This window comes from Pseudoxanthomonas sp. Root65, assembly GCF_001427635.1.
GTDB lineage: Bacteria > Pseudomonadota > Gammaproteobacteria > Xanthomonadales > Xanthomonadaceae > Pseudoxanthomonas_A.
Window position 1 is genome coordinate 2192932 of the sequence record NZ_LMHA01000001.1, and the last position, 22519, is coordinate 2215450.

Consider the following 22519-nt stretch of genomic DNA (forward strand, 5'->3'; position numbering starts at 1 on the left):
GAGCAAAAAGTTTCAACCGCTTGCCGTAAATGATGACGACGTCCCGCGACCCCTCCCCGGCCAACCCCGACCGCACCGCCCTCGAACAGGCGCGGCGGTCGCTCGACCGTGCCCTGAGCCGCGACCGCGGCCGCCTGCACGGGCTGTGGTCGCGCTGGCAGGGCAAGCCTGCCGACGCCGGGGTGCGGCAGGCGTTCGAGCAGGCATTGGCGGTGTCGATCGCCACCCGCGAGCGTCGCCTGTCGACGGTGCCGGCGGTGACGCTGGACGAGTCGCTGCCCATTGCCCGCGAAGGCGAACGCATCGTCGAGCTGATCCGCCAGCACCAGGTGGTGGTGATCGCCGGCGAAACCGGCTCCGGCAAGACGACGCAGCTGCCCAAGCTGTGCCTGGCCGCCGGTCGCGGCGTGGCCGGCATGATCGGTTGCACCCAGCCGCGCCGGATCGCCGCGCGTGCGGTGGCACGGCGCGTGGCCGAGGAACTGAAGACCGAGATTGGCCGTGGGGTCGGCTTCCAGGTGCGCTTCAACGATCAGGTCGGCGAAGACACCCACATCAAGTTCATGACCGACGGCATCCTGCTGGCGGAGATCGCCAGCGACCGCTGGCTGTCGGCCTACGACACGATCATCGTCGACGAGGCCCACGAACGCAGTCTCAACATCGACTTCCTGCTGGGCTACCTGAAGCAGCTGCTGCGCAAGCGCCGTGACCTGAAGGTCATCGTCACCTCGGCCACCATCGATACCGGACGCTTCGCCAAGCACTTCGACGACGCGCCGGTGATCAGCGTGGAAGGCCGCACCTATCCGGTGGAGGTGCGCTACCGGCCGCTGGAAGGCGAGGGCGAGCAGGACGGCGAGCGCACCGTCAACGACGGCATCGTGGCGGCGATGGATGAGATCACCCGGTTGGATGCGCGCGGCGACGTGCTGGTCTTCCTGCCCGGCGAGCGCGAGATCCGCGATGCGCACCAGTCGCTGGAGCGGCGCAAGTACCGCAACACCGAGGTGCTGCCGTTGTACGCGCGACTGTCCAACCAGGACCAGGACCGCGTGTTCAATCCCGGCGCGAACCGGCGCATCGTGTTGGCGACCAACGTGGCCGAAACCTCGCTGACGGTGCCGCGCATCCGCTACGTGGTCGATCCCGGCTTCGCCCGCGTCAAGCGCTACAGTCCGCGCAACAAGCTCGACCGCCTGCATATCGAGCCCATCTCGCAGGCCAGCGCCAACCAGCGCAAGGGCCGCTGCGGGCGCATCGCCGAGGGCATCTGCTATCGCCTGTACGCGGAAGCCGATTTCCAGGCGCGCGCCGAGTTCACCGATCCGGAAATCCGCCGTTCCAGCCTGGGCGGCGTGATCCTGCGCATGCTGCAGCTGGGGCTGGGCCGGATCGAGGATTTCCCGTTCCTGGACCCCCCCGACGAGCGCGCCGTCGCCGATGGCTGGCAGCAGCTGACCGAGCTTGGCGCGATCGACGGCGAGCGCCGCCTGACCGCCATCGGCAGGCAGATGGCGCGGCTGCCGGTGGACGTCAAGCTGGCCCGCATGCTGGTGGCGGCGCAGGCGGCAGGCTGCCTGCGGCCGATGCTGGTGATCGCGTCGTTCCTGGGCATCCAGGATCCGCGCGAACGTCCGGCCGATGCGCGCGGCGCGGCGGACACCGCGCACGCCCAGTTCGCCGATGGCCGTTCCGAGTTCGTCGGCGTGCTGCGCTTGTGGGACGCCTATCGGCAGGCGCACGAAGATCTGACCCAGTCGAAGTTGCGCGACTGGTGCGGTCGCCATTTCCTCGGTTTCCTGCGCATGCGCGAATGGCGCGAACTGCATCGCCAGCTGCGCCTGCTGTGCGAGGAACTGGGATGGAAGGAAGAAGCCAGCGAAGCATCGCTGGTGCCGTTGCTGGCCGGCAGCAGCGCGCCGTCGGCCGCGCGCGATGATGCGGCGGCGGTGAAGGCGACGCGCGGACAGCTGCACCGTGCCGCGCGTCTGGCGCGCGAGGGCAAGGCCGAGATCGCGCCGGCGCCGGTCGCCGTCAGCGCGCACAAGGAGCAGACGCCCGCCGCCGGTGGCTTCGGCGAGCGTGTGCGCGCCAGCGCCTACCAGACCCTGCATCGCGCGCTGGTCGCTGGGCTGCCCACGCAGATCGGCCATCGTACCGACAAGGGCGATTTCCAGGCGCCGCGGCAACGCCGCTTCCTGCCGTTCCCGGGCTCGACATTGTCCAAGCGCCCGCCGCCGTGGCTGCTGGCGGCCAACCTGCTGGACACGCAGAAAGTGTGGGGCATGACCCTGGCCGCGATCGAGCCGGACTGGGTGATCGCCGAACTGCCGCACCTGCTGCTGCGCAAGCACTTCGATCCGCACTGGTCGCGCGCGCAGGGACAGGTGCTGGCGTCGGAGCAGATCAGCCTGTTCGGCCTGGTGCTGGCGCCGAAGAAACCGGTGCATTACGGCCGCATCGCGCCGGCCGAGGCGCACGACATCTTCGTCCGCCAGGGCCTGGTGACCGGCGAGATCACTACGCGCGCGGGATTCGTCACCGACAACCTGAAGACGCTGGAGCAGGCGCGGGAAGAGGAAGCCAAGCTGCGCCGCGCCGGTCTGGTGGCCGACGAGGACTGGCAGGCGCGCTGGTACCTGGACCGCGTGCCGCCGGAGATCCATTCCGCCGCCGGCCTGGATGCGTGGTGGAAGGCCTTGCCGGCCGACAAGCGCCGCGCCCTGCACTGGTCGCTGGTCGATCTGCTGCCGGGCGAGGGCAGCGAGGAAGACCGCTATCCCAAGTATTTCACGCTCGGCGATGCGCGCCTGCCGCTGCACTACACGTTCGAGCCGGGTGCGACCGACGACGGCGTGACGCTGGAGGTGCCACTGCACCTGCTCAACGCACTGGACCCTGCGCGGCTGTCGTGGCTGGCGCCCGGCTTCGTGGCCGACAAGGCGGCCGGCCTGATCCGCAGCCTGCCCAAGGCGATGCGGCGCAACTACGTGCCGGCGCCGGATTTCGGCCGCGCGTTCTTCGAGGCGTTCGCCAAGCCGACGGCCGACGACCTCCGCGGCGAACTGGCCCGCTTCCTGTCGCGTGCGACCGGCGTGGCGGTCAGTGCGCTCGACTTCGACGAGGCCGCGCTCGAGCCGCACCTGCGCATGAACCTGCGCCTGCGCGAAGACCCGCGTGGCGGCGGAGACGGCAAGGTGCTGGCCGAATCGCGCGACCTCGACGAGCTGAGGGCACGCTTCGGCGCGAAGGCCGGGCAGGCGTTCGCTGCACGTGCAGGCCGTGCGATGGCGGCCACGGGGCTGCGCGATTTCCCCCCTCAGCCGATCCCGCGCGAGGTGCCGGGCGAAGCGGGCGTGCCCGCCTATCCGGCACTGCGCGACGACGGCGAGACCGTGGCGTTGCAGGCGTTCGCCGATCCGGCGGAAGCCGCTGCCGCGCATCCGGGCGGCGTACGTCGCCTGCTGGAGATCGCGCTGGCCGACAAGGTGAAGCAGGCACGCAAGCAATTGCCGGTATCGCCGAAGACCGGCCTGCTGTATGCGGCCATCGAATCGCAGGAACGTTTGCGTGGCGATATCGTCGATGCGGCGATGAACGCGGTGCTGTCGGCCGGGCTGGACGCCGTGCGCGACCGTGCCGCGTTCGAGCAGCGGCGCGATGACGCGGGCAAACGCCTGTTCGGCGAGGCGATGGAGCGCCTGAAACTGGCCGAGGCCATCCTGTCCGCGGTAGCGGAACTGAAGCCGCAGCTCGAGGCGCCGCTGATGGGCTGGGCGCGCGGCAACCTCGACGATCTGAAGGCGCAGCTGGCGTCGCTGGTGCACCCGGGGTTCCTGCGCGACACCCCGGCCGACGCACTGGCGCAACTGCCGCGCTACCTGAAGGCGATGACGTTGCGCGCCGAGCGCGCCAAGCGCGATCCGGCGAAGGACCAGGCGCGCATGCTGGAGCTCAAGCCGTTCGCCGATGCATTGGCGCAGGCACGCCAGGACGGCGCGTCGGACCTGCCGGCATGGCAGGTCCTGCGCTGGGAACTGGAGGAATTGCGGGTGTCGATGTTCGCGCAGGAGCTGGGCGCGAAGAGCGGCATCTCGCCGAAGAAGCTCGCGCAGCGCCTGCAGGCCCTGCGCGGGTGAAGCCGCGTGCGCGCCTCAGTCGGCGCGCTGTACTTTCGGCCGCGGATTGTGGCCGTCGACCTGCAGGTACCAGCCGCTGATCTTGCCCGGCGACACCGTGACCTTGGTGCCGCCCAGCGGTTTGCCGGCGTAGTACTCGCCGTCGATGACGCGCCAGCGCTGGCCGTTCTCCAGGGCGAACACGGTGCCGCGCGACCATCCGCGCAGGTTGCCGGTCAGGGTGCTGGTGACCGGCTCCAGTCCGGCGCCGCCGAACAGCGTGCCGGTGACGCGCGGGCCGTCGTCCCTGCGTTCCTTGCGGACTTCTTCCACGACGGCCTTCCTGTCCTCGTCGAGCAGGCTGTTGAGCAGCTGCAGCTGTTCGCCGCTCAGCTGGTCCAGGCCGGTCGCCTTCATCTGTTCGGGGGTGAGGCGTTTCTGGATGTCGACGTACTCGCGTGCCTGCAGCGGCAGGGCGAGGGCGCACAGCAGAGCGAACGGCAGGAGACGATTCAGGCGCATGGTCATTCTCGTGTAGGGCATCACTTGATGCGGCGGACGGGCGCGGCGGTGTTGTAACCGTCGATCTTCATGAACCAGGTGTTCCCGAAGCGGGAGGGCGTGATCTTCACCGCCGGGTCGGTACGGCGCACGCCGGCGAGCGAGGCGGCTTCGACCTGTTCCCATACTTGGCCGTTGGCGAGTGTGTACTGGCGGCCCTTGGCGAAACCGTTGAACGCACCGACGATGGTGCTGGCGATGGGCTCGGACGTGCCGAAATCGAAGAAGCCGCGGGTTTCCTGCTCCACTTCCTTGCGACCTTCCTGCTTGGCCTGCGCCACCGCCTGCGCGGTCTGCTGGCCGACGCTCTGCTGCAGCCATGCATCCAATGCGGCGAGTTCGGCTGGCGTCAGCTTCTCAAGGCCGGCGGCCTTGAACTCGCTTTCGCTCATCGCATTCCGCAGGGGCTCCAGCGTACTGTCCTGGGCGACGGCGCACGTGGAGGCGACCGACAAGGCGATGGATAGAAACAAGCGGCTCATCTTCATGGTTGTTCCTGCGGTCGACTGGCCGGTAGTGTAGTCATTCCGGCGACGCTTGGTTGCCCCTCCGCACGGCCATGGTTCCCCCCGCCCACGACATCGCCACGCTGCTGCAACGGCCCGCCCTGCAGGCGCTGCCGGCGCCGCTGCGCCACGCGCTCGCCGATGCGGCGACGGCGGCAGCCGCGCGGGACGGGATGCCTGACGCCATCGACATCCTCGCCGATACGCTGGACACGCTGGCGACGCTTGGAGCGGACGGCGAGGTGATCCTTGCCGCCGTGCTGCATGGACTGCCGGCGTTGCAGCCGGCGCTGGCCGCTGCCGCCGGCAAGCAGGTGCCCGGCCTGGCCGACCTGCTGGAGGGCCAAGTCGCGGCGGCCCAGGTCTGGGCGCTGCATGCGGAACAATCGCGCGGCGTCAATACCGAGGGCCTGCGCCGGCTGCTGCTGGCGATCGTGCGCGACCTGCGCGTGGTGACCATCCTGCTGGCCCGCCAACTCGCCCGCATGCGCGCGGCGGGCGCATTGCCGGAAGAGGCGCGCCAGGCGTTGGCCCGGCTCACGCGCGACATCCACGCGCCGCTGGCGAACCGGCTGGGCATCTGGCAGCTGAAGTGGGAACTGGAGGACCTGGCGTTCCGTTACCTGCAGCCGCAGGTCTACAAGCAGATCGCCACCCAACTGGACGAGAAGCGCGTCGGCCGCGAACGCTACATCGGCGCCGTCCTCGATGCCTTGCGCACGGCGCTGGCCGAACACGGTATCCACGCCGAGGTCAGTGGCCGGCCGAAGCACATCTACAGCATCTGGCGGAAGATGCAGCGCAAGCAGGTGGGCTTCGACGAACTCTACGACCTGCGCGCGGTCCGCATCGCGGTGGATGACGTGGCCGCCTGCTATGCCGCGCTGGGCATCGTGCACGCGCTGTGGGTGCCGATCCCGAGCGAGTTCGACGACTACATCGCGCGACCGAAGGCCAACGACTACCGTTCGCTGCATACCGCCGTGGTCGGCCCCGAGGGCCGCACGCTGGAAGTGCAGATCCGCACGCACGAAATGCATGCGCAGGCCGAACTGGGCGTGGCGGCGCACTGGAAGTACAAGGAAGGCAAGAGCGGTGGCGACGCGTTCGACCGCAAGATCGCCTGGATGCGCCGGCTGCTGGATGGCGCGGCGGAGGGTACGGGCAGCGAAGGCACGCTGGCGGGCGAACTGGATGCCGAACTGGTCGAAGACCGGGTCTACGCACTGACCCCGAAGGGCGAGGTGGTCGACCTGCCGCGCGGCGGCACCGTGCTCGATTTCGCCTACCACGTGCACACCATGGTGGGTCATCGCACGCGCGGCGCGAAGGTCAATGGCCGCATCGTGCCGCTGAACCATGTACTGCGCAGCGGCGACCGCGTCGAGATCCTGACGTCCAAGGAACCGGAGCCGCGCCGCGACTGGCTGCTGCAGGCCAACGGCTTCCTCGCCAGTGGACGCTCGCGCGACAAGGTACGCGCCTGGTTCCACAAGCTGGATCGCGCACGCAACCTGCAGGCCGGACGCGAACTGCTGGAAAAGGAACTGAAGCGTCTCGGGCTGCATCACGCCGACCTGACCGGGGCGGCGAAGAAGTTCCATGCCGACAGCGTGGACGAGCTCTACATCCAGGTGGCGCTGGGCGACGTGGGGCCGCACCAGGTGGGGCGCGCGCTGCACGAGGAACAACGCGCGGTCACCGAGCCGGACGTGTCATCGCTGCCGGTACGGCGTCCGCCGCGCAAGGTCGCCACACCGGGCAAGTCGAAATTCACCGTGCAGGGCGTGGGCAACCTGCTGGTGCAACTCGCCCGCTGCTGCCAGCCGGTGCCCGGCGAACCGATCGCCGGCTACCTGACCCGTGTGCGTGGCGTCACCGTGCATCGCACCGACTGCATCGCCTTCGCCAGGCTGGCCGCCACCAGTCCGCAGCGCGTGTTGCCGGTGGAGTGGGGCCAGGCCGGCGGAGGCTACGAGGTGGACGTGCAGGTCACGGCGTTCGACCGCAAATGGCTGCTCAAGGACATCACCACCCTGATCGCCCAGGAAGAAGCCAACGTGCTGGATATCAACAGCCAGAGCAACCGCGCCAGCGGTCGCGTACATCTGCGCCTGCGGCTGAAGGTCGCCGACTTCGGCCAGCTGTCGACGCTGCTCGGCAAGCTCGACGCACTGCCGGGGGTCGAGGACGCACGACGTTCAGGCTGAATGGGTATGCTGCGGGCGTGACCCGCGAAGACCACCACGACGCCGGACGGGGCCGACGCATCGAGCCGCGCATCGACTGGACGCACGGCACGGCGGCGGCCGACGGCCACCCCCGCGCGACGGTCCCGGCGCGGCGTGACCGACGGCGTGCACGCTGGCTCGCGGCAATGGCGCTTGCCGTTCTGCTCCTTTTGTCCGTCATCGTCCTGCGCCAGCCGCTGGCCGACCTGCTGTGGCCGCAGACCCGCGTGCAGTCGCTGCTCGACCAGGCGGATCAGGCCTTGCGTGCCGGGCGGCTGGATACTGCCGATGGCGCGGGTGCGCGCCAGCTGTATGAAGCGGCGCAGGCGCTGGATACCGACCGCACCGAGGCGAGCGAGGGCTTGCGCCGCGTGGCGCAGGCAGCCCTCGCGTCGGCGGACGATGCGCTGCGGCAGGACCGGTTCGAGGAGGCACGTGCGCGACTGGCCCTGGCGCGCGAGCTGCAGGTGCCCCGCCCGCAGGCCGACGCGCTCGCTGCGCGGCTGCGGGCGCGCGAGGTCGAGCACGCCGGTCTCGATGGACTGCTCGCAGCGGCCGCGCGCGCCCACGCGGATGAACGGCTTTGGGGCGGTGAGGACACGGCGTTGCCGCTGTACCGCCGCGTGCTGGCGCTGCAACCCACGCGGATCGAGGCGCTCGAAGGCCGGGAGGACGCGTTGTCCGACCTGCTGCACGAGGCAGAGCAGCGGCTCCAGCGCGGCGAGCTGGGCGAGGCCGCGGCCAGGGTCGCCGCTGCCCGCAGCTTCGACCCCGGCCATGTCGATCTGCCGCGGGTCGAGGCCGCCATGGCGACGGCCGTCGATGCGCGTCGCCGTACGGCCGCCCGCGACCTGGCGCGCGGCAGGCTGGCGTCGGCGCGCGCCGCCTACGAAGCGATCCTTGCGGCCATGCCGGCCGATGACATGGCGCGGCAGGGCCTTGAGCAGGTAGGCATCGCCTACGCCCGCGAGGCGGAGCGCCATGCCGGCGATTTCGACTTCGTACAGGCGCAACAGTCGCTCGAACGCGCACGCCTGCTGGCGCCTCAGTCCCCGCGCGCGGACCAGGCGGCGCAAGCCATCACCCGGGCGCGAGAGGTGCGGCAGCGGCAGGATGCGGCGCCTTCGATCCCGCCGCGCGAGCGTGAGCGACGCGTCACCGCGCTGCTCGCGCGGATGGCGCAGGCCGAAGCGCAGGGCCACTGGCTTACGCCTCCCGGCGAAAGCGCCTACGACACGCTGCGCGCCGCGCAGGCGCTGTCGCCCGACAGTGTCGACGTGAAGCAGGCTGCCACGCGCCTGTTGCCTGCCGTCCGCGGCTGTTACGAGGACGAACTGCGTGCCAATCGCATCCGCCGCGCGCAGGCCTGCCAGCAAGCGTGGCAGACCCTGCAGCCGCGCGACCCCGCCCTGCCGGATGCGCGGCGGCGGCTGGCGGAAAAATGGATCGCGGTGGGCACGGAGCGGCTGGGCGCGGGTGATGTGGCGTTTGCGGTCCAGTCGCTGCAGGAAGCGCGAAAGCTGGATGGCACGGTGCCGGGTCTGGACGACTTCGAGGCCCGCGTACGCGTCGCCCAGGCGGCCACGGTGCCCTAGGGATCTTCCGAACAACTCAACGGTTTTCGTCGTTCCCGCGAATGCGGGAAGCCAGTGTCTTTGCTTTCAACGGCCTGAAGTCGCTGGATCCGCGCCTGACCAGACGCGTTGTTGAAAGCCGCGGGGACGACTGCCGTTACTCAGACCTTCCGTGGCGCCGGAAAACGCGTTGCACCGTGTCGCGCGCGGCCTCCATGGAGAAATGGCGCGCGATGTTCTCGCGGCCATTGCCGGCAAGCCGCTGCCACAAGTCGGCATCGCCATACAGTCGCAACACGGCCTCGGCGAAGGCATTCGCCTCATCGGCGACCAGCACATCGTGTCCGTCGGTCAGGTGCATGCCTTCGACTGCGCACGACGTGGCCACCACCGGCTGACCGTGCGCCATGCTCAGGTTGATCTTGCCCTTGACGCCGGCACCGAAACGCAGCGGTGCGATCGCGATGCGCGCACCATCCATGTACGGGCCCAGGTCCGCCACATGCCCGTGCACGACGATCCCCGGTTGCGACTGCAGGGCCAGCACGTCGGCGGGCGGGCCCATGCCGATGCAGTGGAAGCGGATGTCGGGTTGTCGCGCATGGATCAGCGGGAAGATGTGTCGGCCGAACCATTGAACGGCATCCACGTTCGGCGGATGGCGGAAACCGCCCACGAACACCAGATCGCGCCGCTGCTCGAACGGAAGGCCGGTCGTGGCCATCTCGTGGAGGTTCGCCACCACGTCCGCGCGAACCTCCGGCAGCAACGTCGACAGCATCTCGCGCTCCACGGGACTCACCACCAACGTGATGTCGGCCTGCTGCATCAGCGCGAACTCGCGATCGCGCGTGCGCTCGGCCGTGCGGCGGAGGCTGGCGTTGTTGGCCAGTTCGGCGCCGCGCAGCTCCCGCAGGAAGTGCAGGTCGACCGTGTCGAACACCACCCGCGCCTGGGGCGCGAAGCGACGGACCAGCGGCAGGAACTCCGCGGCAACATAGTGGCGGGAGAGCATCACCACGTCGAAGCGGGGACCATGTTCGCGGAGCCAGGCGGCGGGGCGCGTCGCGAAGGGCGCATGCCACGATTCGATGCCGAGACGGCGCAGGCGGTCGGTATCGCCTTCGGCGTAGCGCAGGTCTGCGGGCAGGAAGACCACATGCGCGTCGTCGTCGATCAGCAGCCGCATCAGGTTGACCAGGCGCAGGGACGCGGAATCGTGGTCCGGGCGCGGTGTCTCCGCATCGACGACCAGGATCTGCCGCCGGGGACGCACGACCGAGCCGGCCGTCGGCAGGCTGCCCGCCTGCGGTTGGCGGGCGAGCGCGTCCTTCCACTTCCCCGCGAACACGTCGCGGTTGCGTACCTGATAGGCCTTGGCTCCGCTGCCGGTGTCGGTGCCGGAGGTGATCCCTTCCAGGTGCACGACGCGCGATGCAGGCTGGTAGAGCACGCGAAGGCCGCGTGCGCGGAGGCTGAAGGCGAGGTCGGTATCTTCGTAGTACGCCGGCGCGTACCGCGCATCGAAACCGCCTGCTTCCCGGAACACCTCCGCGGGGACGGCGATCGCCGCACCGGAGCAGTAATCCGCGTCGCGCAGGCTGGCGTAGCGGGGATCGTCGGGCGAATCGAAGCGGCCATAGTTCCAGGCCGAGCCGTCGTCGAACACCACGCCGCCCGCTTCCTGCAGGCGGCCGTCGGGATACACCAGCTGCGCACCGACCAGGCCCACGCCCGCATGCGCATCGAAGGTCGCGAGCAGGGCATCGAGCCAGCCCGGTTGCGGCACGGTGTCGTTGTTGAGGAAGACCAGGTAGTCACCCTGGGCCAGCGCCGCACCATCGTTGCATGCCGCGATGAAGCCGCCGTTGGTAGGGCGTCGGTGATAGCGCAATCCGTCGATCTGCGGCATCCACGCGCCGGTTTCGTCTGTGGAGCCATCATCGACCACGATGATTTCGCACGTCGCGGCAGCCCGATGCGCCGCCAGTGAACGCAAGCAGGTGAGCGTATGCGTCGCCTGGTTGTAGACCGGGATCACGATGCTGGCGCGCGGCGCCTCAGTGGCGGGCACGGTGAATGGAGCGAAGGGTCCGGCGGCGGGAAACCAGAGCGGCTCGGCGATCGGCGGCGCGCGGCGCGCGAACTGCCGTCGGACCCGCGCCCAGGTGGGCCCGAGGCCGCGCGTTCGCAGGCTGGCCAGGCCCCGACGGATCAGGCCGCGCGCGCGTTCCAGCATGAAGCGCACGTCGGCCCACGACATCGACATTCCGTTGCAACTCCAGCTGAGCGAAGGGGAAATGGGCCGGGCGCACCCGTGGCGGCTGCGCTAGACTCGCCCGAATTCCCATTGTCGCATCCCCTGTGGCCCGCAACGACTACGACGACGAAGCGCTGGACGAAGACGACATCGATGACGGCGATGGGCCCGGCTGGCGGCAGCGCCTGCTCACCTGGGGCCTGGCGGCGGTGGGCCTGGGCCTGGGATTCCTGATCCCGTACACGCTGTATCTGAACCACCAGGTCACCGAGCGCTTCGGCGAACTGCGCTGGCAGATCCCCACGCGCGTGTACGCGCGGCCGCTGCAGGTCGCGCCGGGACTGGCGATGGATGCGCAGACCCTGAAGACCGAACTCGATGCCGCGTCGTACCGCGACGATGGCGCGGGCGAGCGGCCGGGCACGTACATGCGCGACGGCGGTCGCTTCACCATATCCAGTCGGGGCTTCATCGACGTGGATGGCCGGGTGGCGCCGCGCCGGTTGCAGGTCAGCCTGTCCGGTGGCCGGATCGCCGCCGTGCGCGACGTGGCGCGCAAGCAGAACCTGAAGGCGGCGCGGCTGGATCCGGCGCGCATTGCCACGCTGTACGGACAGAAGCAGGAAGAGCGCCGGCTGGTGCGGCTGGAGGAAGTGCCGGAACTGCTGGTGACCGGCCTGCAGGCGGTCGAGGACCGCGATTTCAAGGACCACCACGGTGTCGATCTGTCGGGCATGGTCCGCGCGGCGTGGCTGCTGGTGCGTTCCGGCGGCGATACGCGCCAGGGCGCCAGCACGCTGACCCAGCAGCTCGCGCGCAGCGGCCTGCTCGGCATCGGCAAGGAACAGACGCCGACGCGCAAGTTCAACGAGATCCTCTACGCGCTGATCCTAGAGGCGCGCTACGACAAGCGCACCATCCTGGAGGCGTACTTCAACCAGGTGTACCTGGGCCAGCGCGGCAGCCAGGCCATCCACGGTGTCGCCGCCGGGTCGGAGTTCTGGTTCGGGCGCGATCTCGACAGCCTGACCACCGAGCAGATCGCGCTGCTGATCGGCATGGTCAAGGGACCGTCGTACTACGACCCGCGCCGCAATCCGGAGCGGGCGAAGGAGCGCCGCGATTACGCGCTGCTGAAACTGCACGAGACCGGCCTGCTCGACGATGCCGAATACAAGCGCGCGCTCGCCGCGCCGCTGGGCGTGACCAAGACGCCGGGCATGGCCGCCGCCAACCGCTTCCCCGCCTATGTGGACCTGGTCCGCCGCCAGCTGGCGCGCGACTACCCCGAAAGCGCGCTGCAGGGCGCGGGCCTGAGCGTGCTCACCGGCATGTCGCCGTCGGCGCAGGCCTACGCGGAAGCGTCGGTGACGCGCACGATCAAGGCGCTGGAGAACAAGCGCAGGCCGACGCTGCAGGCCGGCATGGTGGTGACCGACGTGCACGACGGCGATGTGCTGGCCGTGGTCGGCAGCCGCAACGTGTCCGAAGTCGGCTTCAATCGCGCCGTGGAAGCGCAGCGGCCGGTCGGTTCGCTGCTCAAGCCGTTTGTCTATCTGCTGGCGCTGGCCCAGCCGGACCAGTATTCGCTGGCGTCGTGGGTCGACGATTCGCCGGTGACCGTGCAGCTCGGCAAGGGGCGGCGATGGACGCCGGCCAATTCCGACCGCCGCAGCCATGGCACCGTGCGCCTGGTCGACGCACTGGCACGCTCCTACAACCAGGCCACCGTCCGGGTGGGCATGAAGGTCGAACCGGACCGGCTGGCGCAGCTGCTCCGCGTGCTGGCCGGGATCCAGGCCGAACCGAATCCGGCGTTGATCCTGGGCGCGACCGACCAGAGCCCGTACGCGATGGCGCAGCTTTACCAGTTCCTTGCCTCAGGCGGGGAGATCCAGCCGCTGCACGCGGTGCGTGGCGTGCTCGACCCCGACGGCAAGCTGCTCAAGCGCTACGACAAGACGCCGGCGCCGGCGCAGGAAGGCGACTCGATCGCCGCCAATCTCATCACCGTGGCGCTGCAACAGGTGGTGTCCAACGGCACCGGTCGCCAGTTGATCGGTGATGGCCTGGGCCGCCTGCAGTCGGCCGGCAAGACCGGCACCAGCAACGACGGCCGCGACAGCTGGTACGCCGGCTACACCGGCGATCACCTGGCGGTGGTCTGGATGGGCAACGACCAGAACGAACAGACCGGCCTGTACGGTGGCACCGGTGCGATGCGCGTGTGGTCGGGTCTGTTCGCCCGCCTGCCAAGCGCGCCGCTGAAGGTGTCGGGCAAGGGCCTCGACTGGCAGTGGGTGGTCGGCTCCAACACCACCGATGCCGGCTGTCCCGAAGCGCGCCAGTTGCCGTTCGTGTCCGGCTTTGCACCTGCCTATGCCGCCTGCGTGGTCGAGCAACCGCCGGTCGAAGGCGAAGAGCAGGAAGGCGGTGGCTGGCGCAGCTGGTTCGGCCTGGACCGCAAGGAAGAACCCGCACCGTCGCCCCCGGACACGCCCCCGCAACAGCCGTGAAGATGAAGTCCGCCTTTTCCCTGTTCCTGCTTGTGCTGGCCGGTTGCGTCTCCGCGCCGGCACCCGAGGTGCCGGTCGCGCGCGATCCGCTGACGCCCGACCAGCGCGTGGCCGCCATCCACGCCGCCGCCGGCGCCGATGATCGCGAACTCGCCGTTCAGCCGCTGCGCGATCCGCAGGTCGAAGACCTGCGCGAGACGGCGCAGCAGGCACGCGCGGCGCGCAACTTCGCCGCCGCCGCCGATGCGCTGACCCAGGCACTGCTGCTGGTGCCGGAAGATCCCGCTGTGCTGCAGGAGCGTGCCGAAGTGGCGCTGCTGCAGGGCGACTACGCACGCGCCGACACGCTGGCGCAGCGCGCGTTCCAGTTGGGCTCGCAGGTCGGTCCGCTGTGCCGCCAGCATTGGGAGACCGTGCGCCAGGTGCGCCAACACGAACTCGCCGTGCAGCCACCGCTGCCCGCACGGCACTCGCCGGAAGACGCCGCACAGCACACCGCGCGGGCGGCGACCGCACAGGCCGCTATCGCGGACGCGGAAAGCAGGCGCGATGCCTGCACCGTGCCGGTGATCGAGCGGATGTGAGGCGCATGCCGCGTCCGGCGCGACGCGGTACCCTTGCCGCTGCACGCCGCTCTCCGTTTCCCCGATGTCCCAGCTAGCCCAGGCCAGCCGCGACGCCCTCAGCGAGGGTGGTGCGCTGGCGGAACGACTCGATGCCTTCGCGCCCCGCGACGCCCAACAGCGCCTGACGGCGGCGATCGCCGATGCCTTCGATGGACGCGACGTGCTGCTCGCCGAGGCCGGCACCGGCACCGGCAAGACCTTCGCCTATCTGGTGCCCGCACTGCTGTCCGGACTGAAGACCATCGTCTCCACCGGCACGCGTGCGCTGCAGGACCAGCTGTACCACCGCGACCTGCCGCGCGTGCGCGACGCGCTCGGCGTGGCGGGGCTGAAGTCGGCGCTGCTGAAGGGCCGCAGCAACTACCTGTGCCGCTACCGCCTGAACCAGGCCAAGGGCGATCCGCAGGCACTGCGCACCACGTTCACCAGCCGCGAGCAGGTCGACCAGTTCCAGCGCATCGTCGCGTGGGGCGGACGCACCAAGTTCGGCGACATGGCCGAACTCGCCGCGCTGCCGGACGACTCGCCGCTGCTGCCGCTGGTCACCTCCACCATCGACAACTGCCTGGGCAGCGAATGCCCGTTCTGGGAGGACTGCTTCGTGGTGCAGGCGCGCCAGCGTGCGCAGGCGGCCGACATCGTGGTGGTCAACCACCACCTGCTGCTGGCCGATCTGGCGCTGAAGCAGGAAGGCTTCGGCGAAATACTGCCGGGTGCGCAGGCCTTCGTCATCGACGAGGCGCACCAGTTGCCCGAACTCGCCGCCAACTTCTTCGGTGAAGGCTTCGGCCTGCGCCCGTTGCAGGAACTGGCGCGCGACTGCCTGGCCGAGTCGAAGGACGCCGCCGGCGCGCTGTCCGCCCTGCAGCCACCGGTGCGTGCGCTGGAGCAGGCGCTGCGCGAGGCCCGCGCGGCGATGGAAGGCCTACCGTCGCGCGGCACGCGCGAGCGCTTGCTGGCGAAGCCGGAGGTGGCGGCGGGTTTCGACGTGCTGGTCGACGCGCTCGGCGACCTGTCCGCCGCCCTCGCGCCGCTGGCGCCCGCATCGCTCGGACTGGAAGCCTGCGCGGCGCGGGCGAAGGAATTCGGCACCCGGCTGTCGCGGTGGTATGAGGCGCCGGGATTGGGGAGTGGGGATTCGGGATTCGAAGACGCGAGGAGTGGGGCGGCGTCCGCGCCTGCTTTTTCCAATCCCGAATCCCGAATCCCCACTCCCGAATCCAGCGACGTCCTCTGGTACGAGCTCACGCCACGCGGCTTCCGCTGCCAGCGTACGCCGCTCGATGTGTCCGGTCCCTTGCGCCAGCATCGCGAGCAGTCGCGTGCGGCGTGGGTGTTCACCTCGGCCACGCTCGCCGTCGGCGGCCGCTTCGACCACCTCGCCCAGCGCCTGGGCCTGGACGATCCGCCGACACTGCTGCAGCCCAGTCCGTTCGACTGGCCACGGCAGGCGCTGTGCTACCTGCCCACCGGACTGCCCGATCCGAATGCGCCCGGCTACGGTGCGTCGCTGATCGCCACGCTGCGGCCGGTGCTGGACGCGTCGCAGGGTCGCGCCTTCCTGCTGTTCGCGTCGCATCGCGCCTTGCGTGAAGCGGCCGACGCCTTGCGCGGCGGGCCATGGCCGCTGTTCGTGCAGGGCGAGGCGCCGCGCGGCACCTTGCTGGAGCGGTTCCGCGCATCGGGCAATGGCGTGCTGCTCGGCGCGGCGAGCTTCCGCGAGGGCGTCGACGTGGTCGGCGATGCGCTGAGCGTGGTGGTGGTGGACAAGCTGCCGTTCGCCGCGCCTGACGATCCGGTGTTCGAGGCCCGGCTGGAAGCGGTGCGGCGCGCCGGCGGCAACCCGTTCCGCGACGAGCAGCTGCCGCAGGCGGTGATTGCGCTGAAGCAGGCGGTCGGCCGGCTGATCCGCAGCGAGACCGATCGCGGCGTGCTGGTGCTTTGCGACCCGCGCCTGACCGGCAAGCCGTATGGGCGCGTGTTCCTCGACTCGCTGCCGCCGTTCCGGCGCACCCAGCGCGTGCAGGACGTGCAGCGCTTCTTCGGTGCCGAAATGGAGGAGGCGGTCGCGGCACCGGTGCGCGCCGCCGATGCCGACGACTGGTTCGCCGACGCGCGCTTCTGATCGTCCTTCCGTCGCAGCGTTTAAGCTAGTCCCCTCTTTCCGCGCGTCCGCCCCATGAAGCTGCTCGCCTTCGAAACCGCCACCGAAGCCTGTTCCATCGCCGTGTATGTCGATGGCGAGGTGCGCGAGCGTTTCGAGGTCGCGCCGCGGCGGCATGCCGAGCTGGCCTTGCCGTGGGCGGAGCAATTGCTCGCCGAAGCGGGGATCGCGCGGGCGCAACTCGACGCCATCGCCCTGAGTCGTGGCCCCGGCGCGTTCACCGGTGTACGCCTGGCGATCGCGCTGGCGCAGGGCATTGCGCTGGCGCTGGACCGGCCGCTGCTGCCGGTGTCCACGCTGGCGGTGCTGGCCGCACGCGTGCCGCCGCCGTGCGTGGTCGCCGGCGAGGCCGGCTGTGCGGTCGTTTCGGCGCCGCCGATCCTGGCCGCGATCGACGCGCGCATGGGGGAGGTCTACACGGGCACGTTCGCCTGGCGCGACCACGTGCTGACCGCGACGTCCGCGGAAGCCGTGCTGGCGCCGGCCGGCTACGACCTGCCCGGCGATGACGCTGGCTGGATCGGCGTGGGTACGGGCCTCGCCGCCGCAGACGGTGTGCTCGCCACGCGCCTGCAGGCCCGCTTCGCCCGCATCGACGCGCAGGCGCTGCCGCATGCGGCCGATCTCGCGCGGCTGGCGGCGGATGCCTTCGCGCGCGGCGAGGCGGTCGCGCCCGAGCAGGTCGAGCCGGCCTACCTGCGCAACAACGTCGCCCTGACGCTGGAAGAACAGAAAGCCCTGCGCGCCTCGCGCGCCTGAGCGTGCCGCCGGTTACTCGTCGCGCACTTCGCCGCCCGGCAGGAAGCGCCAGGTGCGGGTGACATGCAGGACGTCGACGTTCTCCGCGGTTTCCGGCAATGGCGGGAACGGCGAGGACAGCTGCACGATGCGCTGCGCGGTGGAATCCAGCAGCGGGATGCCGCTGGACTGGATGATGCGGGTCTGCTCGACGCTGCCGTCGCGGCGCACCGCCACGCTGATCACCAGCGTGCCGGCGAGGCGTCGGCGACGCGCCTCGTCGGGGTAGTTGAGGTTGCCCACCCGCTCGGCGCGGTCCACCCACGCACGCAGGTAGTTGGCGTAGACGTACTCCTTGGTGCTGGCTGAGACGAACTTGCGCTTCGGCCGCTTGGCGTACAGCTCGGAGCGCAGGTGGTATTCGGCCGCCAAACGCGCCATTTCCGCGTCGCGCTGCACTTTCTGCTGTCCCAGCGGCAGGTCGGGCTGGTCAGGCTGCGGGCGGGCTTCCGGGGTGGGCGTGCGCATCTCGCTGTCGCGCGTGGTCACCACCCGGCTCTCCGGCGGCGGCACCGGTGCGGTGGTCTGCGCGCGCAGCGGTTGCGGCGCCAGGCCGGTGTCGGGCTGCGGAATCCAACCGGCCTGGCTGTCGCGCGGGCGCTTGGCCTGCTCGCTCTCGCCGCCGCCTTCCTGGTTGGCCGCCGCCAGGAAATCGGCTTCCTTCGGGGTCAGCGGGGTGCTGGTCTGGCTCAGGATCACGTCCAGCGTCGGCATCACCGGCGCGGCGTCGTCCAGGGCGAAGCCCACGCCCAGCACCAGCAGGCCGTGCACGATCAGCGACAGCGCGAGCGTTGCACCGAGGCGTTCGTTGGCGCCGATCTTCGGCGGTGGTACGGGAACCGCCGACATCTCAGCGCGCCAGCTTCTTCTCGATCACGTCGAACAGCTGCCCCGCGATGTTCAGGCCGAACTGCGCGTCCAGCTCGCGCACGCAGGTGGGGCTGGTGACATTGACCTCGGTCAGGTAGTCGCCGATCACGTCCAGACCGACGAACAGCATGCCGCGCCGCTTCATCTCCGGGCCGACCTGGGCGGCGATCCAGCGGTCGCGCTCGCTGAGCGGGCGGCCTTCGCCGCGGCCGCCGGCGGCCAGGTTGCCGCGGAACTCGTCGCCCTGCGGAATGCGCGCCAGTGCGTAGTCCACCGGCTCGCCATCGACCAGCAGCACGCGCTTGTCGCCGTCCTTGATGCCGGGGATGAAGCGCTGCGCCAGGGTCAGGCTGCCGTCGCCGATCAGGGTTTCCAAAATGACGTTGGTGTTGGGGTCGCCGGCCTTGACGCGGAAGATCGAGCGGCCGCCCATGCCGTCCAGCGGCTTCAGCACGGCCTCGCCGTGCTCGGCGACGAAGGCCTTCAGCGCGGACGGGTCGCGGCTCACCAGGGTGGGCGGGCAGCACTGCGGGAAGAGCAGGGCGGCCAGCTTCTCGTTGAAGTCGCGCAGGCCCTGCGGGTCGTTGACGATCAGCGCGCCGGCCTGCTGGGCGATGCCCAGCACGTGGGTGTCATAAAGATACTGGTCATCGACCGGCGGGTCCTTGCGCATCAGCACGACCTGGCCGGGACCGAAGGCCAGGTCCTGCGGCTCGCCGAGGGTGAACCAGTCGCGCTTGTCGTCGCGGACCGTCAGCGGCGCCACCTGGGCGTGGGCCACGCCGTCGCGCAGCGACAGCCGGCCGGGGGTGACGTAGTGCAGGCGGTGGCCGCGCCGCTGGGCTTCCAGCAGCATGGCGAAGGTGGTGTCCTTGGCGATCTTGATGGACCCGATGGGGTCCATGATGACGATGACGTCCAGCGGCATGGGGGAGGTTCGGCGGGAGACGCCGCGATGGTATCAGGGCGCGCGATATCGCCGCCCCGGTCGTTTGTGGAACGCATCTTGCCTCCCGTCACGACAAACTGCGACGCAGTTCGCATCATCCCGTTCATCGGGACGGCCGTCGACGCTGTCGCTTGACAGTGCGCGCCGGGATAGGGGATATAAGCAGCAACGCAGCGTGGCCGGTTCGTCAATGAAGCCACGCGCGCACGGGGAAATCAGGTAATGACGCAGAACGAAGGCCAGGCCGGTGGACTCCACGGCCTACGGGTCATGGTGATCGATGACTCGAAAACCATCCGCCGCACCGCGGAAACCCTGCTCAAACGCGAGGGTTGCGAAGTCGTGACCGCGACGGACGGGTTCGAGGCCTTGGCCAAGATCGCCGACCAGCAGCCGCAGATCATCTTCGTGGACATCATGATGCCGCGCCTGGACGGGTATCAGACCTGTGCGCTGATCAAGAACAACCAGGTGTTCAAGTCCACGCCGGTCATCATGCTGTCGTCCAAGGACAGCCTGTTCGACAAGGCGCGCGGGCGCATCGTCGGCTCGGAGCAGTACCTGACCAAGCCGTTCACGCGCGAGGAACTCCTCGACGCCATCCGCGCCCACGTCAGCACCTGAGGGGCTGGCGCCATGGCGACCATTCGCACTGAAGGCACAGGGGGCGGGCGATGATCCGCACACCGTTCGATACGCTGGCCGAATACGAGCGGCGCAGTCTGGCGCATGCCGTGCTGCAGCCGGCGCGCGAGATCGCGCAGGACCAGTACCGCGGCGTGGGTTACCGCGTGGGCAAGCGCCGGCTGATCTCCAACTTCGGGGAAGTTGTGGAAATCGTGCAGATGCCGCCCGTGACGCCGGTGCCGGGGGCGCACCCGTGGCTGCTGGGCATCGGCAACCTGCGCGGCAACCTGTTTCCGGTGGTGGACCTGAAGCAGTTCCTCGAAGGCGAGCGCACCGTGCTGCACGAAGGCCAGCGCGTGCTGGTCATGCGCCAGGCCGGTGGCGATGTCGCGCTGACCATCGACGAACTGTACGGCCAGCGCAGCTTCCACCAGTCGCAGCAGGTCGAGCCGGGGGATCTGGCGGACGGCCGCTACGGACATTTCATCGATCGCGCTTTCGCCAGCGACGATCAGCGGTGGGGCGTCTTTGCGCTGGGGTTGCTTGCGCGCACGCCCGAATTCCGCCAGACCGCGCTCTGAGCGCGCACGACAAGCACTATCCAGGGGTTGAACGATGAGCACTGCGACGGATTCTCCTAGCGCCGGCAAGGTCGGCAGTTTCGGCAACAACTTCTGGTTGCTGCTGCTGGCGCTGTCGGTGCTGGTCTTTGGTGCCAACACCGGCGTGGCCACCTACCAGGGCAGCCGCCTGTCCGGCGCCAGCACCGGCGCATCCGACATGCGCGTGCTGTCGCAGCAGCTGACCAACCAGGGCCGGGAGGCGGTCGCCGGCAACGCCGAGGCCTTCAAGGCGTTCAAGGAGACCAAGCGGTCGGTCGAGTCCACCGTATCCGACCTGCAGAGCCGCTTCGGCAACGAAGGCGCCATCTCCGGTCCGCTGGCCAAGCTGAGCGCCACCTGGGCGCCGCTGGGCAAGAACGCCGACCAGATCGTCGCGTCCGAATCGGCCGTGCTGGCCCTGGCCGGCAACGCCGACCGCTTCGCCACCCAGGTGCCCAACCTGCAGGCGCAGCTCAACGAAGTGGTGCGCGCCATGTCCGCCAGCGGCGCGCCGTCCTCGCAGATCTACAGCGCGCTGCAGCAGGTCGTGCTGGCCGGCACCATGGCCCGCCGCGTGACCGAAATCCGTGCCGGTGGCCCGGGCGCAGCCACCGCCGGCGACGCGCTGGGCCGCGACGCCGTGCTGTTCGGCCAGGTGCTGGACGGCCTGCGCGACGGCAACCCGGACCTGGGCATCGCCCCGGTCCGCAACGCCGCCGCCCTGTCCGCGCTGCAGAATTCGCAGACCCTGTGGACCGCGATGAAGAAGGACCTGGACGCGATCCTGGCAAGCTCGCGCAACCTGTTCGCCGCGCAGTCGGCCGCCGCCGCGCTGACCAACGGCTCGGGCCAGATGCTCCAGGACAGCACCAACCTGTTCCAGGCGTTCTCGGCCTTCGGTTCGGTGCGCGACACGCGCCTGTTCCCCAACTTCTGGCTCGGCATCGCCTCGGGCATCGCGGCGCTGGTGTCGATCATCGGCCTGTTGTGGTCGCTGTACCGCACCCGCCAGCGCGAGCAGGAAATGCGCTACCAGACGCAGGTGGAATACAACAGCCGCAACCAGCAGGCGATCATGCGGCTGCTGGACGAAATCAGCTCGCTGGGTGAGGGCGACCTGACGGTGAAGGCCTCGGTGACCGAGGACATGACCGGCGCCATCGCGGACGCCATCAACTACGCCGTGGACGAACTGCGCAACCTGGTGACCACCATCAACGACACCTCGGTGCAGGTGGCGGCGTCGACCCAGGAAACCCAGGCTACCGCACTGCAACTGGCGGAAGCCGCCGGCCACCAGGCCGACCAGATCACCACCGCCTCCGACCGCATCAGCGAAATCGCGACCAGCATCGACCAGGTGTCGAAGAACTCCACCGAGTCGGCCGAAGTGGCGCAGCGCTCGGTGCAGATCGCCACCGAGGGCGCCGGCGTGGTGCGCGAGACGATCCGCGGCATGGACCAGATCCGCGACCAGATCCAGGAAACCTCCAAGCGCATCAAGCGCCTGGGCGAGTCCTCGCAGGAAATCGGCTCGGTGGTGGAACTGATCAACGACATTTCCGAACAGACCAACATCCTGGCGCTCAACGCGGCCGTGCAGGCGGCTTCGGCCGGTGAAGCGGGCCGCGGTTTCGCGGTCGTGGCCGACGAAGTGCAGCGCCTCGCCGAGCGCACCTCGGGCGCGACGCGCCGCATCGAATCGCTGGTGCAGACCATCCAGGCCGACACCAACGAAGCGGTCAGCTCGATGGAGCAGACCACCGCCGAAGTGGTGTCCGGTGCGCGACTGGCCGAGGACGCAGGTACCGCGCTGGGCGAGATCGAGCGCGTGTCGAACGACCTGAACAACCTCATCAAGGGCATCTCCAGTGCCGCGCAGCAGCAGTCGTCGGCCGCCCTGGACATCACCCAGACGATGGGCGTGATCCGCCAGATCACCTCGCAGACCTCGTTGGGTGCCGGGCAGACCGCCGAGTCCATCGGCCACCTTGCGCAGTTGGCCGCGGACCTGCGCCGCTCGGTCGCCGACTTCAAGCTGCCGGGCTGAGGACGGGACGCACTGCATGAACTTCCTACGCCATCCCGCCCGCCTGCAGCGCGAGGCTGACGGT

Annotated in this window: 15 protein-coding genes; 10 read left to right on the top strand and 5 right to left on the bottom strand. The window is 69.8% G+C overall.

Annotation, left to right across the window (positions count from 1 at the left end):
• Positions 1-29 precede the first annotated feature (29 nt).
• Complete coding sequence (gene hrpA, locus ASD77_RS09770) at positions 30-4142, top strand: ATP-dependent RNA helicase HrpA (protein WP_055940419.1); 4113 nt, start codon at positions 30-32, stop codon at positions 4140-4142.
• A 15-nt stretch (positions 4143-4157) separates the two neighbouring features.
• Here hrpA and ASD77_RS09775 read toward each other — a convergent pair whose 3' ends face one another.
• Positions 4158-4643, bottom strand: a complete 486-nt coding sequence (locus tag ASD77_RS09775) for a hypothetical protein (protein ID WP_156383543.1) — start codon at positions 4641-4643, stop codon at positions 4158-4160.
• A gap of 20 nt (positions 4644-4663) precedes the next feature.
• The gene (locus tag ASD77_RS09780) at positions 4664-5170 is read right to left on the bottom strand and encodes a hypothetical protein (RefSeq protein ID WP_055940426.1); all 507 of its coding nucleotides are present in this window, start codon (positions 5168-5170) and stop codon (positions 4664-4666) included.
• Between the two features lie 71 nt (positions 5171-5241).
• Here ASD77_RS09780 and ASD77_RS09785 point away from each other — a divergent pair, with 71 nt between their 5' ends.
• Together ASD77_RS09785 and ASD77_RS09790 are read left to right on the top strand one after the other, a co-directional pair.
• Positions 5242-7398 carry a bifunctional (p)ppGpp synthetase/guanosine-3',5'-bis(diphosphate) 3'-pyrophosphohydrolase gene (locus ASD77_RS09785; protein ID WP_055940429.1) on the top strand — a complete coding sequence of 719 codons (2157 nt, stop codon included), beginning with the start codon at positions 5242-5244 and terminating at the stop codon, positions 7396-7398.
• A gap of 17 nt (positions 7399-7415) precedes the next feature.
• Positions 7416-9014, top strand: coding sequence for a hypothetical protein (locus tag ASD77_RS09790; protein WP_235578500.1), 1599 nt, complete (start codon positions 7416-7418; stop codon positions 9012-9014).
• 136 nt (positions 9015-9150) lie between these two features.
• On the opposite strand, the gene ASD77_RS09795 is transcribed toward ASD77_RS09790, so the two are convergent.
• A complete protein-coding gene (locus ASD77_RS09795; RefSeq protein ID WP_055940432.1) occupies positions 9151-11262 on the bottom strand; it encodes a glycosyltransferase in 2112 nt (703 codons plus the stop codon).
• A 95-nt stretch (positions 11263-11357) separates the two neighbouring features.
• Here ASD77_RS09795 and mrcB point away from each other — a divergent pair, with 95 nt between their 5' ends.
• The 4 genes from mrcB to tsaB all read left to right on the top strand — a co-directional run bounded on the left by mrcB (position 11358) and on the right by tsaB (position 17318).
• On the top strand, positions 11358-13769 hold the full coding sequence (gene mrcB, locus ASD77_RS09800; protein WP_055940435.1) for a penicillin-binding protein 1B: 2412 nt from the start codon (positions 11358-11360) through the stop codon (positions 13767-13769).
• 2 nt (positions 13770-13771) lie between these two features.
• Positions 13772-14353, top strand: coding sequence for a hypothetical protein (locus ASD77_RS09805; RefSeq protein ID WP_055940438.1), 582 nt, complete (start codon positions 13772-13774; stop codon positions 14351-14353).
• 64 nt (positions 14354-14417) lie between these two features.
• Complete coding sequence (locus ASD77_RS09810) at positions 14418-16520, top strand: ATP-dependent DNA helicase (RefSeq protein ID WP_082563200.1); 2103 nt, start codon at positions 14418-14420, stop codon at positions 16518-16520.
• 54 nt (positions 16521-16574) lie between these two features.
• Complete coding sequence (tsaB, locus tag ASD77_RS09815; protein WP_055940442.1) at positions 16575-17318, top strand: tRNA (adenosine(37)-N6)-threonylcarbamoyltransferase complex dimerization subunit type 1 TsaB; 744 nt, start codon at positions 16575-16577, stop codon at positions 17316-17318.
• Positions 17319-17330: 12 nt separating this feature from the next.
• Here tsaB and ASD77_RS09820 read toward each other — a convergent pair whose 3' ends face one another.
• Positions 17331-18206, bottom strand: coding sequence for an energy transducer TonB (locus tag ASD77_RS09820; protein ID WP_055940445.1), 876 nt, complete (start codon positions 18204-18206; stop codon positions 17331-17333).
• A gap of 1 nt (position 18207) precedes the next feature.
• Positions 18208-19155 (bottom strand): glutathione synthase, encoded by a 948-nt coding sequence (gshB, locus tag ASD77_RS09825; RefSeq protein ID WP_055940448.1) that lies wholly within the window; start codon positions 19153-19155, stop codon positions 18208-18210.
• 243 nt (positions 19156-19398) lie between these two features.
• Between gshB and ASD77_RS09830 the strand changes: the two genes are divergently transcribed.
• The 3 genes from ASD77_RS09830 to ASD77_RS09840 are packed head-to-tail and all read left to right on the top strand — an operon-like array spanning position 19399 to position 22455.
• On the top strand, positions 19399-19800 hold the full coding sequence (locus tag ASD77_RS09830) for a response regulator (RefSeq protein ID WP_055940451.1): 402 nt from the start codon (positions 19399-19401) through the stop codon (positions 19798-19800).
• Between the two features lie 53 nt (positions 19801-19853).
• Positions 19854-20384, top strand: a complete 531-nt coding sequence (locus ASD77_RS09835; RefSeq protein ID WP_055941247.1) for a chemotaxis protein CheW — start codon at positions 19854-19856, stop codon at positions 20382-20384.
• A 34-nt stretch (positions 20385-20418) separates the two neighbouring features.
• On the top strand, positions 20419-22455 hold the full coding sequence (locus ASD77_RS09840; protein WP_055940452.1) for a methyl-accepting chemotaxis protein: 2037 nt from the start codon (positions 20419-20421) through the stop codon (positions 22453-22455).
• The last annotated feature ends 64 nt before the right edge of the window (positions 22456-22519 follow it).